The 17,054-nt window shown below is 72.5% G+C and carries 14 protein-coding genes; 7 read left to right on the forward strand and 7 right to left on the reverse strand.

Going from position 1 to position 17,054, the window contains the following annotated elements; all coding sequences use genetic code 11:
- Positions 1-11: 11 nt before the first annotated feature.
- The 4 genes from ACPU2J_RS26270 to ACPU2J_RS26285 are packed head-to-tail and all read left to right on the forward strand — an operon-like array spanning position 12 to position 4,022.
- Positions 12-1,016: an ABC transporter permease gene (locus ACPU2J_RS26270; protein ID WP_420079292.1), complete on the forward strand. Its 1,005-nt coding sequence runs from the start codon at positions 12-14 to the stop codon at positions 1,014-1,016.
- The gene (locus ACPU2J_RS26275) at positions 1,013-1,999 is read left to right on the forward strand and encodes an ABC transporter permease (RefSeq protein WP_365078240.1); all 987 of its coding nucleotides are present in this window, start codon (positions 1,013-1,015) and stop codon (positions 1,997-1,999) included. Before ACPU2J_RS26270 ends, ACPU2J_RS26275 begins: the two co-directional genes overlap by 4 nt.
- Entirely contained in the window at positions 1,999-2,997 is a 999-nt protein-coding gene (locus tag ACPU2J_RS26280) for an ABC transporter ATP-binding protein (RefSeq protein ID WP_423834138.1), read from the forward strand. The genes ACPU2J_RS26275 and ACPU2J_RS26280 overlap by 1 nt, the downstream gene beginning before the upstream one ends.
- On the forward strand, positions 2,994-4,022 hold the full coding sequence (locus ACPU2J_RS26285) for an ABC transporter ATP-binding protein (RefSeq protein WP_365078243.1): 1,029 nt from the start codon (positions 2,994-2,996) through the stop codon (positions 4,020-4,022). Before ACPU2J_RS26280 ends, ACPU2J_RS26285 begins: the two co-directional genes overlap by 4 nt.
- A 98-nt stretch (positions 4,023-4,120) precedes the next feature.
- Here the strand turns inward: ACPU2J_RS26285 and ACPU2J_RS26290 are convergent, their stop codons facing one another.
- Positions 4,121-5,119: a hypothetical protein gene (locus ACPU2J_RS26290; protein ID WP_420079289.1), complete on the reverse strand. Its 999-nt coding sequence runs from the start codon at positions 5,117-5,119 to the stop codon at positions 4,121-4,123.
- Between the two features lie 256 nt (positions 5,120-5,375).
- Between ACPU2J_RS26290 and ACPU2J_RS26295 the strand changes: the two genes are divergently transcribed.
- Positions 5,376-8,123 (forward strand): M4 family metallopeptidase, encoded by a 2,748-nt coding sequence (locus tag ACPU2J_RS26295; protein ID WP_423834139.1) that lies wholly within the window; start codon positions 5,376-5,378, stop codon positions 8,121-8,123.
- Positions 8,124-8,204: 81 nt separating this feature from the next.
- Here ACPU2J_RS26295 and ACPU2J_RS26300 read toward each other — a convergent pair whose 3' ends face one another.
- Positions 8,205-10,262 (reverse strand): alpha/beta fold hydrolase, encoded by a 2,058-nt coding sequence (locus ACPU2J_RS26300; protein ID WP_423834140.1) that lies wholly within the window; start codon positions 10,260-10,262, stop codon positions 8,205-8,207.
- An 83-nt stretch (positions 10,263-10,345) separates the two neighbouring features.
- On the opposite strand from ACPU2J_RS26300, the gene ACPU2J_RS26305 reads away from it, so the two are divergent.
- Positions 10,346-11,899, forward strand: coding sequence for an MFS transporter (locus tag ACPU2J_RS26305; protein WP_423834141.1), 1,554 nt, complete (start codon positions 10,346-10,348; stop codon positions 11,897-11,899).
- 60 nt (positions 11,900-11,959) lie between these two features.
- Here the strand turns inward: ACPU2J_RS26305 and ACPU2J_RS26310 are convergent, their stop codons facing one another.
- Positions 11,960-12,481, reverse strand: a complete 522-nt coding sequence (locus tag ACPU2J_RS26310; RefSeq protein ID WP_420079285.1) for an FBP domain-containing protein — start codon at positions 12,479-12,481, stop codon at positions 11,960-11,962.
- Positions 12,482-12,542: 61 nt separating this feature from the next.
- Positions 12,543-13,928 carry a cytochrome P450 gene (locus ACPU2J_RS26315; protein WP_423834142.1) on the reverse strand — a complete coding sequence of 462 codons (1,386 nt, stop codon included), beginning with the start codon at positions 13,926-13,928 and terminating at the stop codon, positions 12,543-12,545.
- A 244-nt stretch (positions 13,929-14,172) separates the two neighbouring features.
- Between ACPU2J_RS26315 and ACPU2J_RS26320 the strand changes: the two genes are divergently transcribed.
- The gene (locus ACPU2J_RS26320) at positions 14,173-14,745 is read left to right on the forward strand and encodes a dihydrofolate reductase family protein (RefSeq protein ID WP_361588997.1); all 573 of its coding nucleotides are present in this window, start codon (positions 14,173-14,175) and stop codon (positions 14,743-14,745) included.
- A 37-nt stretch (positions 14,746-14,782) separates the two neighbouring features.
- Here the strand turns inward: ACPU2J_RS26320 and ACPU2J_RS26325 are convergent, their stop codons facing one another.
- The 3 genes from ACPU2J_RS26325 to ACPU2J_RS26335 form a co-directional block, all read right to left on the reverse strand.
- Positions 14,783-15,085: a DUF6087 family protein gene (locus ACPU2J_RS26325; RefSeq protein WP_420079283.1), complete on the reverse strand. Its 303-nt coding sequence runs from the start codon at positions 15,083-15,085 to the stop codon at positions 14,783-14,785.
- Positions 15,086-15,263: 178 nt separating this feature from the next.
- A complete protein-coding gene (locus tag ACPU2J_RS26330; RefSeq protein WP_423834143.1) occupies positions 15,264-15,824 on the reverse strand; it encodes a hypothetical protein in 561 nt (186 codons plus the stop codon).
- A gap of 482 nt (positions 15,825-16,306) precedes the next feature.
- On the reverse strand, positions 16,307-16,876 hold the full coding sequence (locus ACPU2J_RS26335) for a hypothetical protein (protein ID WP_423834144.1): 570 nt from the start codon (positions 16,874-16,876) through the stop codon (positions 16,307-16,309).
- Positions 16,877-17,054: the final 178 nt, after the last annotated feature.

Raw genomic sequence — 17,054 nt, forward strand, 5'->3', positions numbered from 1 at the left:
CCCCCGCCACCATGACCACCACACCACCGGTCCCGGACGACCGCGCGGCCCCCGGCCCCGACGGCTCCGCCGGCCCCCCGGCCCCCGGCACCGCCCCGCCCGCGGCGGCGGTGGCGCCCGGCAGCAGCCCCTGGCAGCTCGCCCGGCGCGAGCTCCGCCGCCGTCCCGCCGTCCGCGTCAGCCTCGCCGTCGTCCTCCTCTTCGTGCTGATGGCCGCCACCGCGCCCTGGCTGAGCGCCCTCGGCGGCTGGTCCCCGCACGAGTTCGACAAGAGCGCCGTGGACCCGTACCTCGGCGGCCAGCCGATCGGAGCCCTCGGCGGGATCAGCGCCGACCACTGGTTCGGCGTCGAACCCGTCACCGGACGCGACCTGTTCGCCCGCGTCGTCCACGGCGCCCAGGTCTCCCTGCTCATCGCGTTCGCGGCCACCGCCATCGTGGTGGCCGCCGGCACCGCCGCCGGGATCGCCGCCGGCTACTTCGGCGGCCGCACCGACACCGTCCTGTCCCGGCTCATGGACCTGACCATGTCCTTCCCGTCGCTGATCTTCATGATCGCGCTGCTGTCCGTCGCCAAGGACGTCAACCGCATCCTCCTCATGACCGCCGTCATCGGCGTCTTCGGCTGGCCCGGCGTCGCCCGCGTGGTCCGCGGCCAGACCCTCTCCCTCAAGCACCGCGAGTACGTGGACGCCGCCCGCGTCGCCGGCTCCGGCCCCTGGCGGATCCTCACCCGCGAGATCCTGCCGGGCGTCTCGGGCCCCGTCATCGCCTACACCACCCTGCTCGTCCCCGGGATGATCAGCACCGAGGCCGCCCTCAGCTACCTGGGCGTCGGGGTCCGCCCGCCCACCCCCTCCTGGGGCCAGATGATCGCCGAGTCCGTCGCCTACTACGAGACCGACCCCATGTACTTCGTCATCCCGAGCGTGTTCCTCTTCCTCGCCGTGCTCGCCTTCACCCTGCTCGGCGACGCCCTGCGCGACATCCTCGACCCGAGGGGCGGCCGCACGTGATCGCCTACCTCGCCCGCCGCCTGCTCGCCCTCACCGGCGTGCTCCTCGCCATCGCGGCCGTCACCTTCCTCATCTTCTACGTCCTGCCCTCCGACCCGGCCGCCGCCGCCTGCGGCAAGACCTGCAGCGCCGAACGCCTCGCGGACGTACGCGAGCACCTGGGCCTCGACCAGCCCCTGTGGCGGCAGTTCGGCGACTTCCTCACCGGGATCTTCACCGGCCGCACCCTCGGCACCGGCCAGTACGCCGTCGACTGCGGCTTCCCCTGCCTGGGCTACTCCTACGAGAACTCCCTGCCCGTGTGGGACCTGCTCATGGACCGGCTCCCGGTCTCCGCCTCCCTCGCCCTCGGCGCCGCCGTGCTCTGGCTGCTCCTCGGCCTCGGCGCCGGGGTGACCGCCGCCCTGCGCAAGGACACCGCCACCGACAAGGCCCTGATGGTCGGCGCCGTCGCCGCCGCCTCGCTGCCCGTCTACTTCACCTCGGTGCTGCTCATCCACGGTGTCATCCGGCTCGCCGGCCTGCTGCCCTACCCCACCTACCAGCCCTTCACCGACGATCCCCTCGGCTGGGCCGCCAACCTGCTCCTGCCCTGGACCGCGCTCGCCCTCCTCTACGCCGCCATGTACGCGCGCCAGAGCCGCGGCTCGATGATCGAGGCGATGGCCGAGCCGTACATCCGCACCGCCCGCGCCAAGGGCCTGCCCGAGCGCACCGTCGTCGTCAAGCACGGCCTGCGCTCCGGGATGACGCCCGTCCTCACCCTCTTCGGCATGGACCTCGGCGGTCTCCTCGCCGGAGCCGTCATCACCGAGTCCATCTTCGGACTCCCCGGCATCGGCCGGCTGTTCTACGGCGCGCTCGTCGGCTCCGACCAGCCCGTGGTCCTCGGCGTCACCCTCCTCGCCGCCTTCTTCATCGTCGTCGCCAACCTCCTCGTCGACCTCCTGTACGCCGTCATCGACCCGAGAGTGAGGTACTGATGGCCGCACCCCTGCTCCGCGTGCGCGACCTGCGGGTCACGTTCACCACGCCCCGGGGCACCGTCCGGGCCGTCGACTCCGTCGGCTTCACCGTCGAGGCCGGCCGCACCCTGGGCATCGTCGGCGAGTCCGGCTCGGGCAAGTCCGTCACCTCGCTCGCCGTGATGGGCCTGCACCGCGGTGCGGTCGAGGTGGCCGGATCCGTCACCCTGGACGGACGCGAGCTGACCGGCCTGCCCGAACGCGAACTGGCCCGCGTGCGCGGCCGCCGGATGGCCATGATCTTCCAGGACCCGCTGTCCAGCCTGCACCCCTACTACACCGTCGGCGAGCAGATCGCCGAGCACCACCGGGTGCACTTCCGGTCCGGGCGCCGCGCCGCCCGCCGGCGCGCCGTCGACATGCTCGGCGAGGTCGGCATCCCGGAGCCGGCACGCAGGGCGGGGGAGTACCCGCACCAGTTCTCCGGCGGCATGCGCCAGCGCGCCATGATCGCCATGGCCCTCGCCTGCGAACCGGACCTGCTGATCGCGGACGAACCGACCACCGCCCTGGACGTCACCGTGCAGGCGCAGATCCTCGAACTGATCGCCCGCATCCAGCAGGAACGCGGCCTCGGCGTCGTCATGATCACCCACGACCTGGGGGTCGTCGCCCGCGTCGCCCACGAGGTCCTCGTCATGTACGGGGGCCGGTCCGCCGAACAGGCCACGGTGGACGCGCTCTTCGCCGCACCCGCCCACCCCTACACCCGCGGGCTGCTCGACTCGCTGCCCCGCCTCGACACCGCCGACGACGCACCGCTCCCCTTCATCCCCGGCACCCCGCCGTCCCTGCTGGCCCCGGCCCCGGGATGTGCCTTCGCCCCGCGCTGTCCGGCGGCCGCCGACCGCTGCACCGCCGAACGGCCCGCCCTCACGGCGTACGGCGACGGCCGGGGCCGCACGGTGGCCTGCCACTTCCCCGGAGCGCACACCGCCCGGAAGGCGGCCCGATGAACCCGACCCCGACCCCGATCCCGTCCGCCGCCGCGGCGCACCCCGCGGCGTCCGCCGCCGCGCCGCTGCTCTCCGTACGGGACCTCACCATGACCTTCCCCGGCCGGCGGGCCGCGACCGGGCGCCGGGGGGCGCCCGTGCGCGCCGTCGACGGGGTCTCCTTCGACCTGGAGGCCGGCCGCACCCTCGGCCTGGTCGGCGAGTCCGGCTGCGGGAAGTCCACCACCGGACGGATGCTCGTCCGGCTCCTGGAACCGACCTCCGGCCGGATCACCTTCGACGGCACGGACATCGGCGGGCTCTCGCAGGCGGCCCTGCGCCCCCTGCGCAGGAACATCCAGATGGTGTTCCAGGACCCGCACTCCTCGCTCAACCCGCGCCAGACGGTGGCCCGGATCATCTCCGACCCGCTCCTGGTGCAGGGCTGGAGCGCGGCCGACGCCCGCCGCCGCGCCGCCGAGCTCATGGAGCTGGTCGGCCTGATCCCCGAGCACGTCGACCGCTACCCGCACGAGTTCTCCGGGGGCCAGGCCCAGCGCATCGGCATCGCCCGCGCCCTGTCCACCGGCCCCCGCCTGATCGTCGCCGACGAGCCGGTCTCCGCGCTCGACGTCTCCGTCCAGGCGCAGATCGTCAACCTGATGGAGCGGCTGCGGGAGGAACTGGGCCTCGCCTACGTCTTCATCGCGCACGACCTGTCGGTGGTCAGACGGGTCAGCGACCGCGTCGCCGTCATGTACCTCGGCCGGATCGTCGAGACCGGGGACCGGCAGTCCCTCTACGAGGACCCCCAGCACCCCTACACACGGGCGCTGTTGTCCGCCGTACCGCTGCCCGACCCGGCGGCGGAGCGGCGGCGGGAGCGGATCGTGCTGCTGGGCGACCCGCCCAGCCCCGCCGCTCCACCCCCGGGCTGCACCTTCCATCCGCGCTGCCCCAAGGCGCAGGAGATCTGCCGGACGGAGCGCCCGCTGCTGCGTCCTGTCGCCTCGCGCGAGGTGGCCTGCCACTTCCCGGGTGACTGACGGGGATCACGGGAAGAGGGGCCCGGGGCCGACACGATCGGCTCCGGGCCCTCCGCTCCTCCGGCCGCGGGACGTCTCCCGGCGGCCCCGGCCGTCCGTCAGTTCGCCCCGGCCGGCCTCGGCGCGCCCTGGGGGTCGGCGGGGTGGGGCTGCAGCCAGCCGCGGATGGCGGCCTGGACTCCGGCCTGGAAGCGGGTGTCGGCGTCGAGTTCCTCCAGCATGCGGGTGATCCGGCGGCGGGCGGTGTGCACGTGGACGCCGAGCCGGCGGGCGATGGTCTCGTCCTTCAGACCGGAGGCGAGCAGCCCGAGGAGTTCCCCCTGTTCGGCGCTGAGGGGGCTGACGGGGCTGCCGACGGGCGTGGCGCGTGCCCACAGGGACTCGAACAGGGGCAGTGCCGTGCGGTGCAGCAGGGAGTCGCCGAAGACCAGGGCCGCTCCGTCGGTTCCTCCGTCGGCCGAGGGCGGTGTGGGCAGCAGGCAGGTGCGCCGGTCCACGAGGACCAGGCCGGTGGGCAGGTGCTGTCCGATCCGGGCCTGGAGGCCGAGGCGGGTGAGGGCGATCAGTTCCCGGGCCCCCTCGGGGAAGTCCGTACCGCGCCGGTCGGTGACGGCCCGTACGGTGACGCCGCGGGCCAGCAGACGGCGTATGCGGCCGGCGCCCGCTTCCCCGGCGGCGTCCGCCTCCCCCGGGGCGCCCGCTTCCGCCGCGGCTCCCGTTTCCCCCGCGGCTCCGGCCTCCCGCGCTCCCGCGGACCGGGACGTCGTCAGCGCGCCGAGGTCGAGGACGAGCACTTCCGTCCCGGCGGAGTCGAGCATGCCGTCGAGGCGGGCCGTGACGGCTGCGGTGCCGGTGAGGACCTCCACGCCTGCCGGGGGTCCGGGGGGTAAGGGGGGCGTCGGCGGCAGCTCGTGGGCGAGCCGGTCGGCGTAGCTGCGCAGGGACCTCAGCTCCGCCGATTCGCGCTGCAGGAGGGCCTGTCGGCGCTGGATGAGCATGCGGAGCGCGGCGGCCGGATCGGCGGCCGCGTGGGCCGTCGCCCGGCTGTCCTCGTGCGTGCGGGCCGGAGTCCGCTCGTGCGGGTCGGATTCGATCATGCCGGGGATTTTTGTTGCCTTCACAGGCCCCCACAACTGTGCATGGCCACTTCTGTGGGGCTCCGGGGTCTGGCCGCGAGCCGCCTTCGGCGCTTGCATGGCGGCGACTCACAGCAACGCATCAGGCACTCATGGTTGAGGAGACCCCTTGCCCCAGTACAGCGCAGGTTCGTCGGCTCCGACCCCGACCGCACGACGGATATGGCGCAAAGAGCTCCGATCCGCCGGAGGAATCGCCGTTCTGCTGGCCGCCGCAATGACCTTGCAGGCGTCGCCGGCGTGGGCCGCGGACCCCGGCCCCTCGAACGTCCTGCCCGGCCAGGACACGGCGACCCCGGTGCTCGTCGAGGGCATACGGGAGTCCGTGGACGCCAAGGCCGCCCCGGCCGACGCGGCCCGCAAGCACCTCGCGGCGAACAAGGGCCGTTACAAGATCCCGCGGGCCGGCAGTGATCTCACCACCCTGTCGGCGACGTCCACGGGAGGTCAGGACGAGACGGTCCGGCTGCAGCAGAAGCACCGCGGCGTCGACGTCCTGGGCGGCCAGTACGTCGTGCGCATGCAGAAGCAGGACGGCAAGCGCGTGGTCACCGGCACCTCGGGGCACTACTTCACGGCCCTGAAGACGGACGTCACCCCGCAGGTCGCCGAGGACCTCGCGGTCCGCCGCGCGGTCGCCGCCACGGCCCGCCGGCTGGGGGCCACCCTCGACAAGAGCCAGGCGCCCCGGTCGGAGTCGGGTGATCCGGCGGCCACCGGCATGACCGGTGTCGCCAAGGGCCTCGTCGTCCTGCCCAAGGGCGGCGGGGTGCTCGCCTACCGCGTCACCGTGCACGGCACCGCCCCCGGCACCGGCGCGCCGGTCCTGGACGAGGTGTACGTGGACGCACGCTCGGGCTACCCGGCGCTGCAGTACAGCGCGCTGAAGACGCTGACGGCCCCGAAGGCCGCCACGGGTGCGGCCGCCCAGCCCGCGGACGGTGCGACGGCGGACGGGCCGCCCGCGGCTCCGCCGAACCTGGTCCCCGAGACCGGTTCCGGCGCCCGGCTCGGCGGCGCCGCGGCCTCGCTGGCCATCGCCTACGACCCGGCGGCGGGGAACTACCTCCTCGCGGACGCGGGCCGGATGCGCGCCACGTCGAAGAGCCTGCTGTCCATGTGGGACGCACGGGGCAAGTCGGTGTCGGAGACGGCGGGCAAGTGGCCCTCGGGCATCAGGATGTTCTCCTCCCCGGACACCACCTTCGGCGGGGCGGCGACGGACTCGGGGGCCGTGGACGCCCACTGGAACGGGGGTCAGGTCTACGACTTCTACAGGAAGAACTTCGGGCGCGACAGCCTCGACGGGGCCGGCGGCGCCGTCAACTCCCTGGTCGGCGTGACCTATTACGGCCTGCCCTACGCCAACGCGTTCTGGGACGGCACCAAGATGGTCTACGGCAACGGCGACGACGAGTTCAAGCCGATGTCCGCCGACACCGACGTCGTGGGCCACGAGATGACCCACGGGGTCATCGAGCACACGGCGAACCTGGTCTACGCGGGCCAGTCCGGCGCCCTCAACGAGGCCCTGGCCGACTACTTCGGCAACGCCATCGACGTCACCGCGAGCGGCACCCCGATGAACGATCCGGCCGCGGGCCTGATCGGCGAGGACCTGTGCCGCACGAAGGCCGCCGCCGACTGCGCGCTGCGCGACCTCAACGACGGAGCCACCACGTCGAAGAGCTTCCTGGGCGTGTCCTTCGCCACCGACAACGGCGGCGTGCACCTGAACTCGACGATCTTCTCCGGCGCGCTGTGGGACATGCGCGAGGACCTCGGCGGGGAACTCGCCGACAAGATCGTCTACAAGGCCGTCACCGAGTACATGACGCCGATCGACGGGTTCACCGAGGCCCGGGGCGCGGTGCTTGCGGCGGCCAAGGCGCTGGGCGCGACCTCCGCCCAGCAGAACACCGTCAAGCGGTCCTTCAACGCCCACGGCATCGTCCCGGGCTGGGAGCAGGCCCTCGGCGTCGACAGCGACACCCTCTTCGGGACGCTGAACACCACGGACTCCGGGGTGGGCGCGGGCGGCGGCTGGTGGACCGCCTCGAAGTCCAACGACGACGGCTCCGAGCCCTACTCGGTCTACGCCGGCCGCCTCGACGGCAAGGGCGCGCCGAAGGTGATCAGCCCCAACGACGGCCGCTACCACACCGCCCCGGCGACGGACGGCAAGACGGTGGTGTGGACGGCGTACGGCCCGACCTCGGTCGACGTGCTCTCCCGTGCGGTGGCCGGCGGCCCGGTCAAGACGCTCTACAGCTCGACGACGGGCGTCGCGGGCCTGCGGGTGGAGAAGAACACGGTCGTGTTCGAGGAGTACGACATCCTCGGCGGCCGCCACGTCGGCTACATGCGCCCCACGGACAAGGCGCCGGTCTTCACCGACGGCAAGAAGTGGAACACCCTGACCGCGCTGCCCTCCATCAGCGACAACAGGATCGCCTACGCGAAGCTGTACTCGCAGGGCGGCGCGTACCGGCTGGGCGTGGAGGTGGTCGACCTGGCCACCGGCAAGGCGGTGCTGACCGAGCAGCTGGACGAGCCGGTGAGCCTGGGCCAGACCGGCATCAACGGCAAGAACGTGTTCTGGCTGGCGGACGTCGACGAGAGCGACGGCGGTCTGATGTCGGTCGTCAGCGCCGGCCTGGACGGCCGCGGCGCGTTCATCGTGAGCAGCGAGCAGAAGCCCGGCGCTTTCATGGCCTCCGACCTGACGGTCTCGCAGGACGCGCTGACCCTGGTCGCCCGGACGCCCGACACGCGGTACCGCAACGAGTCGCTGCCGAAGCTGTGGCAGCTGACCACCGACGGCTCCCGCCGCGAACGGGTCTCCTGCAACCGTGGTGAGCAGAGCTACCCGGCGGCCGGTACGGGCCGCCAGGTCGCCTGGCTGGACGCGACGACCGGCTCCACGGACCTGGTGGTCCGGGAACGCCCGGCCGGCACCTGCTGATCCCCCCTGCTGAGTGACGGGGCCGGCGGCCGCAGCCGCCGGCCCCGTCGGGCTGTCGTCGGCCGGTGGGGCCGACGGCCCTCAGGCGAGCTCGCGGCGGAAGAACTCCAGCTCCAGCGCCATCAGCTTCTCCCGGGTGCCGCCCGGGGTCATGTGGGTGACGCCGGGCAGCGCCAGCAGCTGGTGGGGGCGGCCGGCGTCCGTCAGGGCCTGCGACAGGCGCAGGGTGTGGGACGGGTGGACGTTGTCGTCGGCGAGGCCGGTGATCAGCAGCAGCGGCCGGGTCAGCTTCGGGGCGTCGGGCAGCAGCGAGTCCCGTTCGTACACCTCCGGGTGTTCCTGAGGCAGGCCCAGGTACCGCTCGGTGTACGCCGTGTCGTAGTGCCGGAAGTCGGTCGGCGGGGCCCCGGCGGACGCCGCGTGGAAGACGTCGGGGCGGCGCAGGACGGCCAGCGCCGCGAGGTAGCCGCCGTAGGACCAGCCGCGGATGCCGACCCGTCCCAGGTCGAGGTCCTCGTGGCGGGCGGCCAGCGCGTGCAGGGCGGCGACCTGGTCCTCCAGGGTGACCTCGGAGAAGCCGCGGTACATGGCCTGGGTGTGGGAGGGCGAGACGTTCGCGGTGCCGCGGTTGTCCACGGTCACCACCGCGAAGCCCTGGTCGGCCCACCACTGGCGGTGCTGCCAGCGGCGCGGGTCGGCGGTGATGTCCTGGGCGCCCGGGCCGCCGTAGCTGTCCATCAGGACGGGCAGCCTGCGCCCGGGGGCGTGCCCGCGGGGCAGCACCAGGGCGGTGGGGACCGCGTGCTCGGTGACCCGCTCCAGGACCGGGGAGACCCGGTACGGCAGCGGCTCGGAGAGGTCGGCGGGGGTGAACTCCCGCCCGTCGGCGGTGCGCAGGGTGCGGCGCACCCCGTCGGCGTCGGCGGTGGTCAGCAGCAGGGACCCGGCGGAGGCGGACACGGTGTGGACGCCGGGCCCGTCCGCGAGCGCGGTGGCCTCCCCGGTGGTGGTGTCGAGCAGCAGGACCTGCTGTTCGGCGGGATCGCGCAGGGCGGCCTCGATCAGCAGCGCGCCCCGGTGGAGGCCGGCGACCGCCCGGACCTGGACGTCGTCGCCGGTGAGCGGGGTGCCGTCCACGGCGAGGCCGCGCGCGGCGCCGCTCGGGGTGTCGGTGACGGTGAGCATCCGGCCGTCCGGGAGCCGGGCAGGGGTGCCGGCGACGTCGGGGTCCACCCACAGGGGGTGCGTGGTGCGGGACAGTTCGCGGGTGCGGCCGGTGGCGGGGTCGGCGGAGAGCAGGACGACCTCGCGCTGGAGTCGGTCCTGGACGGTGAGCAGGATCTCGTCGGCGGACTCCCATCCCGCGTCGGAGACGTAGGGGTGGGCGGTGCTGTCCCACTCCAGGCGGGTGCGGGAGCCGTCCGGGGCGAGCACCCACAGCTGTACGTCGGCGTTGGGTCCGCCCGCCTCGGGGTAGGCGAAGTCCTCGGCCGGGAGCTCGGGGTGGGCGGGGTCGGTGAAGTAGCGGCGCTGGAGGCCGGTCTCGTCGACGCGGGCGGCGAGCAGGGTGATGCCGTCGGGGGACCACCAGTGGCCGCGGGAGCGGCCCAGTTCCTCGGCGGCGGCGAATTCGGCGAGGCCCCAGCGGGCTCCGTCTTCGGGGCTGATCCGGCCGCCCGGGGCGACGTACAGGGCGTCGTCGGCGACGTACGCGGTGCGCGAGCCGTCGGCGTTGGGGCGCGGGTCGAGGGCCGGTCCGGCGGCGGGGATCTCCTCGGGGGCCGCCTCCGTGCGGGCGGTGACCGCGTACAGGCGTCCGTACAGGGCGAAGACGGCGCGCAGGCCGTCGCCGGAGAGGGCGTACGAGCCGATCCCGGCGGCGACGAGCCGGGTGCGTTCGCGCAGCCGGCGTTCGGCGTCGGGGAGGGGGCCGGGCTCGGGACACAGTTCGCGGGGGTCGGCAAGCCGGGTCTCCGCGCCGGTGGTCGTGTCGAGCACCCAGAGGCCGTCGAAGGGGTCGGTCGGACCGGCCGAGCGCAGGAACCAGAGCAGGCGGCCGTCGTCCCCGAAGGTCAGTGCCCGCGGGGCTCCGTGGGTGAATCGGGCCGTGCTCGCCGAGAGCCTGAGGAAGTCATCCATGATCGTAGTGTGACATGTGAAATGTCACCACCACTAGGCTGTTCGAGTGGTGACCCCCGGGGTGCGGGCTTAGCGTCGAAAGGGTGGACCCGAACGCACAGCCGAGCAGCAACGGGACCGACGGCACGGTCCGAGGCAAGGGCAACGGACTCGCCCTGTTCGTCATCGCCTCCTGCCAACTGATGGTCGTCCTCGACATCACCATCGTGAACATCGCCCTGCCGCACATCCAGACCGCGCTCGACTTCTCCACCGAGAGCCTGTCCTGGGTGGTCAACGCCTACACCCTCGCCTTCGGCGGACTGCTGCTCCTCGGCGGCCGCACCGGCGACATCCTCGGCCGCAAACGCGTCTTCATCTTCGGCGTCCTGCTCTTCGGCCTCGCCTCCCTCCTCGGCGGACTCGCCCAGAACGAGGGCCAGTTGATGGCCGCCCGGGCGCTCCAGGGCGTCGGCGGCGCCATCGCCTCGCCCACCGCCCTCGCCCTGATCACCACCACGTTCCGCGAAGGCCCGGCCCGCAACCGGGCGTTCGGCGTGTTCGCCGGCGTCTCGGCCGCCGGCGGAGCGATCGGCCTCCTCGCCGGCGGCATCCTCGTCGAACTGCTCGACTGGCGCTGGGTGCTCTTCGTCAACGTGCCCATCGCCATCGTGATCGCGGTCCTCGCCTCCAAGGTCCTGCACGAGTCCGAACGCCACGCCGGCCACTTCGACTTCGCCGGCGCGCTGCTGTCCACCCTCGGCATGGTCGCCCTCGTCTACGGCTTCATCCGCGCCTCGCAGGAGGGCTGGCGCGACCCCGTGACCCTCGGCTCCTTCGCCGCCGCCGTGGTCCTGCTCACCCTCTTCATCCTCAACGAACGGCGCTCGCCGCAGCCGATCACCCCGCTGCACATGTTCGCCGACCGCAACCGGGCCGGCACCTACGGCATCATGCTCATGCTCGCCTGCGCGATCTTCGGCATGTTCTTCTTCCTGACCCTCTTCGTGCAGATCGTGCTCGGCTTCAGCCCCATCCAGGCCGGTCTGGCCTTCCTGCCGGTCAGCGTGGTGATCGCGGTGGGCGCGGGCGTCACCGCGAGGCTGCTCCCCAAGTACGGCCCCAAGCCCTTCATGGTCATCGGCGCGCTCTCCTCGGCGATCGGGCTCGGCTGGCTGACCCGCACCGACGTCGACTCGACGTACCTGGGCAGCATCCTGGGCCCGATGCTGTTCTTCGCCCTCGGCATGGGCCTGCAGTTCGTCTCGCTGACCCTGATGGCCCTGTCCAACGTCCCCGACCGGGAGTCGGGCGCCGCCTCCGGCCTGCTGAACGCCACCCAGCAGGTGGGCGGTTCCCTCGGCCTGTCCATCCTGGTCACCGTCTACGGCACGGCCAGCCGCAACGAGGCCAAGAGCCTCGTACCGGACTTCGTCGCCACCGCAGGACCGGCGGACAAGGCCTACTTCCAGCGGACCGGCCAGTTCCCCAAGCCCTGGAGCGACCAGGTGCTGACCTCGGGCATCAGCTCCGCCTTCGTCGTCGCGGCCCTGTTCACCCTGGTCGGGGCGGCCATCGCACTGTTCGTCATCCAGGTCCGCCCCTCCGACCTCGAACGCCTCCAGGGCAACCACGCACCGACGGCCGACCGGAGCTGACCCGCGGGCCGCCCGGGGTCACGCAGTCGGGGCCCGGGGTCAGGCGGCAGGATCCCGGGATCACACTGCGGGGACCCCGGCCCCCGCCGTCACCCGCGCCACGAAGGCCTCCAGATTGCCGCTCATCCGGGCGATGCGCTCCTCCACGGTCAGCGACTCCTCCTGACGGCCGGCCCGCAGCTTCGGCTGCCGCTTCCCGCGCACGTACAGCGAACAGGCCAGGTCCGCGCAGACGTACGTGCCGACGGTGTTGCCCTCGCGGCCGCGGGCGCCCGCCAGCGGAGCGGCGAGCAGGGTCACCCCGGAGGACGCGTGCCCCGTCAGGCAGATCTGGCACAGGCTGGACTTCACCGCACTGGTCCGGCCGACGGTCGGCACGCGCAGGGAGATCCCCACCGGGCCGCCGGCGCGCGGCAGCACCAGGTGGGCGCGCAGCGGAGCCCCCGGATCGACCCAGCCCAGGAAGTCCAGGTCCTCCCACGGGGTCGCGGCGAAGTCGAGCGGCAGGCGCATGCGTGCCGCCTCGCCCTTGGTGCAGTTCACGAAGGACGTACGGATCTGTTTCTCGCTGAGTGGTTCCACGGGCATCGAGCCTAGGCCGTGCCCGCCGCCGCCCGCACTCCCATATCCGCCGAGGCCGCCCTCAGCGCAGCGGGCGGATCCGGCAGCGGGCCGGCCCCTCCGTCCGCAGGGTGATCCCGGCGCTCACCGGTATCTCGGTGTCCACCGCCTCGAACGCGTGGGCGCGCAGGATGATCGCCAGGGCGAGCACCGACTCCAGCATGGAGAAGTGCTGCCCGATGCAGGCGCGCGGGCCGCCGCCGAACGGGAACCACGCGTACCGGGGCCGCCCCGCCTCCGCCTCCGGGGTGAACCGGCCCGGATCGAAGCGGTCCGGGTCCGGCCAGTAGGCCGGGTGGCGGTGCGTCACCCACGGCGCCAGGATCACGTCCGCGCCGGCCGGGACGGCGTACCCCCCGATCCGGGTCGCCGCGACGGACTTGCGTCCGATGACCGGCGCGGCCGGGTAGAGCCGCATGGCCTCCTTGACGACCCGGCCGAGGAAGGGCAGCCGGTCGAGGTCCGCGGCCTCGGGCGTACGGTCGCCCAGCACCCGGGAGATCTCCGCGCGGGCCAGGTCCTGCTGCTCGGGGTGACGGGCCAGCAGGTGCAGGGCGAAGCACAGGGAGGTGGCGGTGGTCTCGTGCCCGGCCAGCAGGAAGATCAGCACCTGGTCGCGCAGCTCGTCGGCGTCGAACTCCCGGTCGTCCGAGCTCCGTGCGGCGGCGAGCAGCGTCAGCAGGTCCTCCCCGGCGGCCTCCGCCCCGTCCTGCCGGCGCCGATCGATGATCTGGTCGCAGGCCCCGTAGAGCTCCTCCATCGCGGCGGCGGCCCGCCGGTTGCCCGGGGTGGGCCAGGTACGCGGGATGTTGGCGGGGGAGTAGCCGCGGGCCAGCACGTAGTCGGTGATCACGGGGAAGCAGCGGGCCACCACGTCGGCCGTGGTCTCGACGTCGGTGCCGAAGAGGATCCGGGCCACGGCCCGCAGGGCGAGGTGCATCATCTGCCCGGAGACGTCGATGACACCGCCCGGCGCGTCCGCCCAGGAGGCGACGACCGCCGAGGTCTCGGCAGCCACGGCCCCCGCGTACCCGTCCACCCGGCGGCGGGTGAACAGCGGCTGCACCAGGCGGCGCTGGCGCAGGTAGTCCTCGTCCTGCGCGGTCAGCAGCCCGTTGCCGAAGGACTTCCGGACCTCCTCGTAGAAGTGGTTGTCCTTGCGGAAGTTGGCGGCCTCGGAGGCCAGCACCTGCTGCGCGCCCTCCGCGGAGAAGACGCAGTACAGGTCGGCCCGCAGCCCGGGCGGCCCGGCCGAGACCCGCACGACGTCCCCGTGCCGGTGCTGCGCCCGCAGGTAGGTGCCGAGGGAGTCCGCCTTCAGGTCGAGCAGGGACCCCAGCAGCGGCACCCCCGCGAGGGCCGGCACCTCCGCTCCCGTACCGACGCCCGCATCCGCCCCAACGGCCATGACCACCCCTTCGTCCGCCAACGGAGCCCGATTCTGCCGCCGTACCGCCGGGGTGGCGAGACCCTGCGCGGTTTCCGGCCGGATCCCGTCGCGGCTTTCCCGGAGAAGTTTCCGCGGGGACCGATGAGTTCTGCCGCGCTCCACGGTCATAGTCCGTGGTTGGTGCAGGGTGGACGCGAACGGCGGCCACGGCGTGCGTCGGCCGGACCGCCGAGAACCGGACACGAGAGACCGAGGAACCGCCATGCGCACCCTGATCAGCACCGCCTTCATCTCGCTCGACGGCGTCGTGGAGGCCCCGGGCGGCGAGCCCGGCTACCGCAACTCCGGCTGGACCTTCAAGGACGTCGAGTTCCTCCCCGAGGCCTTCGAGATCAAGGACCGGGAGCAGAAGGAGGCGGGCGCGATGCTGCTGGGCCGCACCAGCTACGAGGCGTTCAGCCCGGTCTGGCCCGGCATGGAGGACTTCGCCGACTACAAGCTGATGCCGAAGTACGTGGTCTCCACCACCCTCACCGAAGGGGACCTGGTGACGAACTGGGGCGAGACCACGATCCTGCGCTCGCTCGAGGAGGTCGCGGCGCTCAAGGAGACCGAGGGCGGCCCGATCATCGTCCACGGCAGCGCCGGCCTGAACCGGGCCCTCTCCGACGCGGGCCTGATCGACCGCTACCACCTGCTGGTCTTCCCGCTCCTGCTCGGCGCCGGCAAGCGCCTGTTCAGCACGACGGACAAGGACACCCAGAAGCTGAAGCTGGTCGAGCACGAGGCCTACGCCAACGGCCTGCAGAAGAACGTCTTCGACGTCATCCACTGACCCGCCCGGCCGCCCTATCCCGTCCTCGGGCGGCCCGTCACGGCTTGCGGTGCCGCCCCGTTCCCCTGCCGAGCCGCGGAGCGTACCCGGGGACCGGTACGGACTCGGCCCGCGCGGACGGGTCCAGGAGGCGGCAGGCGGCCGCGTAGCCGTCGACGACGGCGAGCGTCACCCACTGGAAGCCGTCCCACTCCAGGATCAGGCGCGGGGCGCCGGGGTCGAGGTGGGCGGCCCGCTGCGGGCCGGTACCGAGCGTGACGGCCTTGAGCTCGCCGGCCCTCCGCACCCGCCCCTCACGGCGCGCGGCCCACTGGTCGAGCGGTTCGTCCTCGGGGTTCATGGTCGTACCTCCGTCGAGCAGATGCGGCACCCTACCGCCCCCGAGGACGACGGCGCCCCTGCTCCCGCACTCCCCGGGGCCGGGGGCGTCGTCGTCGAAGATCAGGACGACATGCTTCGTCGGCCACGCTCGTTTACTCCGGAAGCAGGGGACTTGGTTGCGCGGTCGCCCTTGTGGGTCACTTCCAGCCAGTGCGGTGCTTCAGCCACGACAGCGCCGCCGCACCGTAATCCGCCCGGTTCTGCCGCAGGAACGGCGCCCCTGGCGGATCCAGGTGACGGGAGCACCAGATCCAGTAGCCGGCCAGCCCGGCGGCGAACGCGGTCAGCACGTCGGGAGACGGCTGCGGCAGATGAGCCACGGCAGCTTCGGCTTCGGTGGGGGCGTGGCCGCCTACGACCAGGGCGGGTACCAAGAGAACGGGATCGATCCAGTCGGCGCCTCGGAAGCGGTAGGACCAGTCGATGAGGATGACGGAGTCATCGGGGCGGCGAATCATGTTGTCCGGACGGATGTCCCAGTGGACGAGGGTGTCACCTCGGGCAGCGGCCTTCCACTGCTGTTCGATGCCGACGAGGTCCTCCAGATGGCGCTCCGCCCAGGTATCGAGCCCCTCGGCATGTTCGCCGAGAAGGTCAGCCCATCCGGTGAACCACTTGCCGAGTACGTCCTCGACGGGAACCGCGTCCTCGACCGGGCACGGCGTGAGCATCTTCCCGGCGGCCTCGACGGCGGCCACGGCAGCCTCGACGTCACCACCCGGACCGAAGCACGGTTCCCCTCCGTCCACGCTCTGCATACACAGGAGCCACCACTCCATTCCCTCGCGGGGGGGCCGACCACCACAGCACATCCGGCCCGGTACCGCGAGGCAGCACAGAGGTCACAGCCACCTCGTCGGCGTAGTGCCGGGAGAAGGGGTGGTCACCCTCCATTCCTTTGAGGAACACCTCGCGTCCGTCCGCGAGGCGCAGCCGTGAGGCCAAGCCCGGTGTATACCCACCGCCACAAGTCCGCGCCTCGACGACCGGGGACCCCAGGCGGTGTTCGGCGTGGGCGCGTACCGGTTCCGGTAGGGACGTCCAGTCAGGACGCACGGAAGTGGCAGTCATGGGCGCCACTGTAGGTAAGGCGTCCTCACCCATAGGGTTCCTTCCCCTGAAATCCGAGCAAGGGCGCCGGCCGCTGGAACGCCGACCGGGCACTTTGAGATCGTGCACGCTAGATCCTCGCGGGCATCTTGGCGTAGTCCTCCTCGGGGACCTTTGGCGGCATGTGCTCCGTCCCCACCCAGATACGGCGACTGAAGTCCTCGTACTGCTCGGTGTTGAGGATGAACGCGTGCCACACCATGTCCACCGGGCCGGACGGGGCGTTGTGTTCCGTGGGGTACAGCATGGACAGGGCCACGTACTGGCGGAACTCTGCGATCAGCGGAATCGCGTGCTTCGCGAAGAAGTAGTCCCGGAACTCGACGGCCCTGGTGTCGTCGGTGCCTTCGAAGTCGCCCTCGGAGGGGTTGAAAACGAGCCACTGCTGCATGATCTCGGAGGCCCAGTAGCGGCAGTGCTTGTCCCACTGTCCGAACCACAGGAGCAGGGGCAGAACCTGCTCGTTGTCGAACAGCCGGCCCTCTCGCAGCAGCCGGCGCGGGCTCAGGCCCAGGAGCAGGAACCCCATGTCGTATTCCTCCAGCAGTGTCAGCCGCATGCGGAGGTCGTCATCCATGTCCGGCTCGGCCGCCACGCACTTGTCGAGGATCGATCCGCGCTCGGCGGTCAGAATCTTCATGTCCATGTACATCCTCCCGTCCGGGAGGGAGCCGGGCACACCCGCCCGAACGCCCGCCCCTGAACCGTCGTGGCCTCGGGGTGTGGTGATCAGTGAACGCCCGGATGCTCTTTGCGGGAATGAAGTGCTGCTGAAGTTGCGGGGCTCGCTGTGGCGGCTCCCGGCCGTCTGATCGTCG

The organism is Streptomyces manipurensis, assembly GCF_049570255.1.
GTDB lineage: Bacteria > Actinomycetota > Actinomycetes > Streptomycetales > Streptomycetaceae > Streptomyces > Streptomyces manipurensis.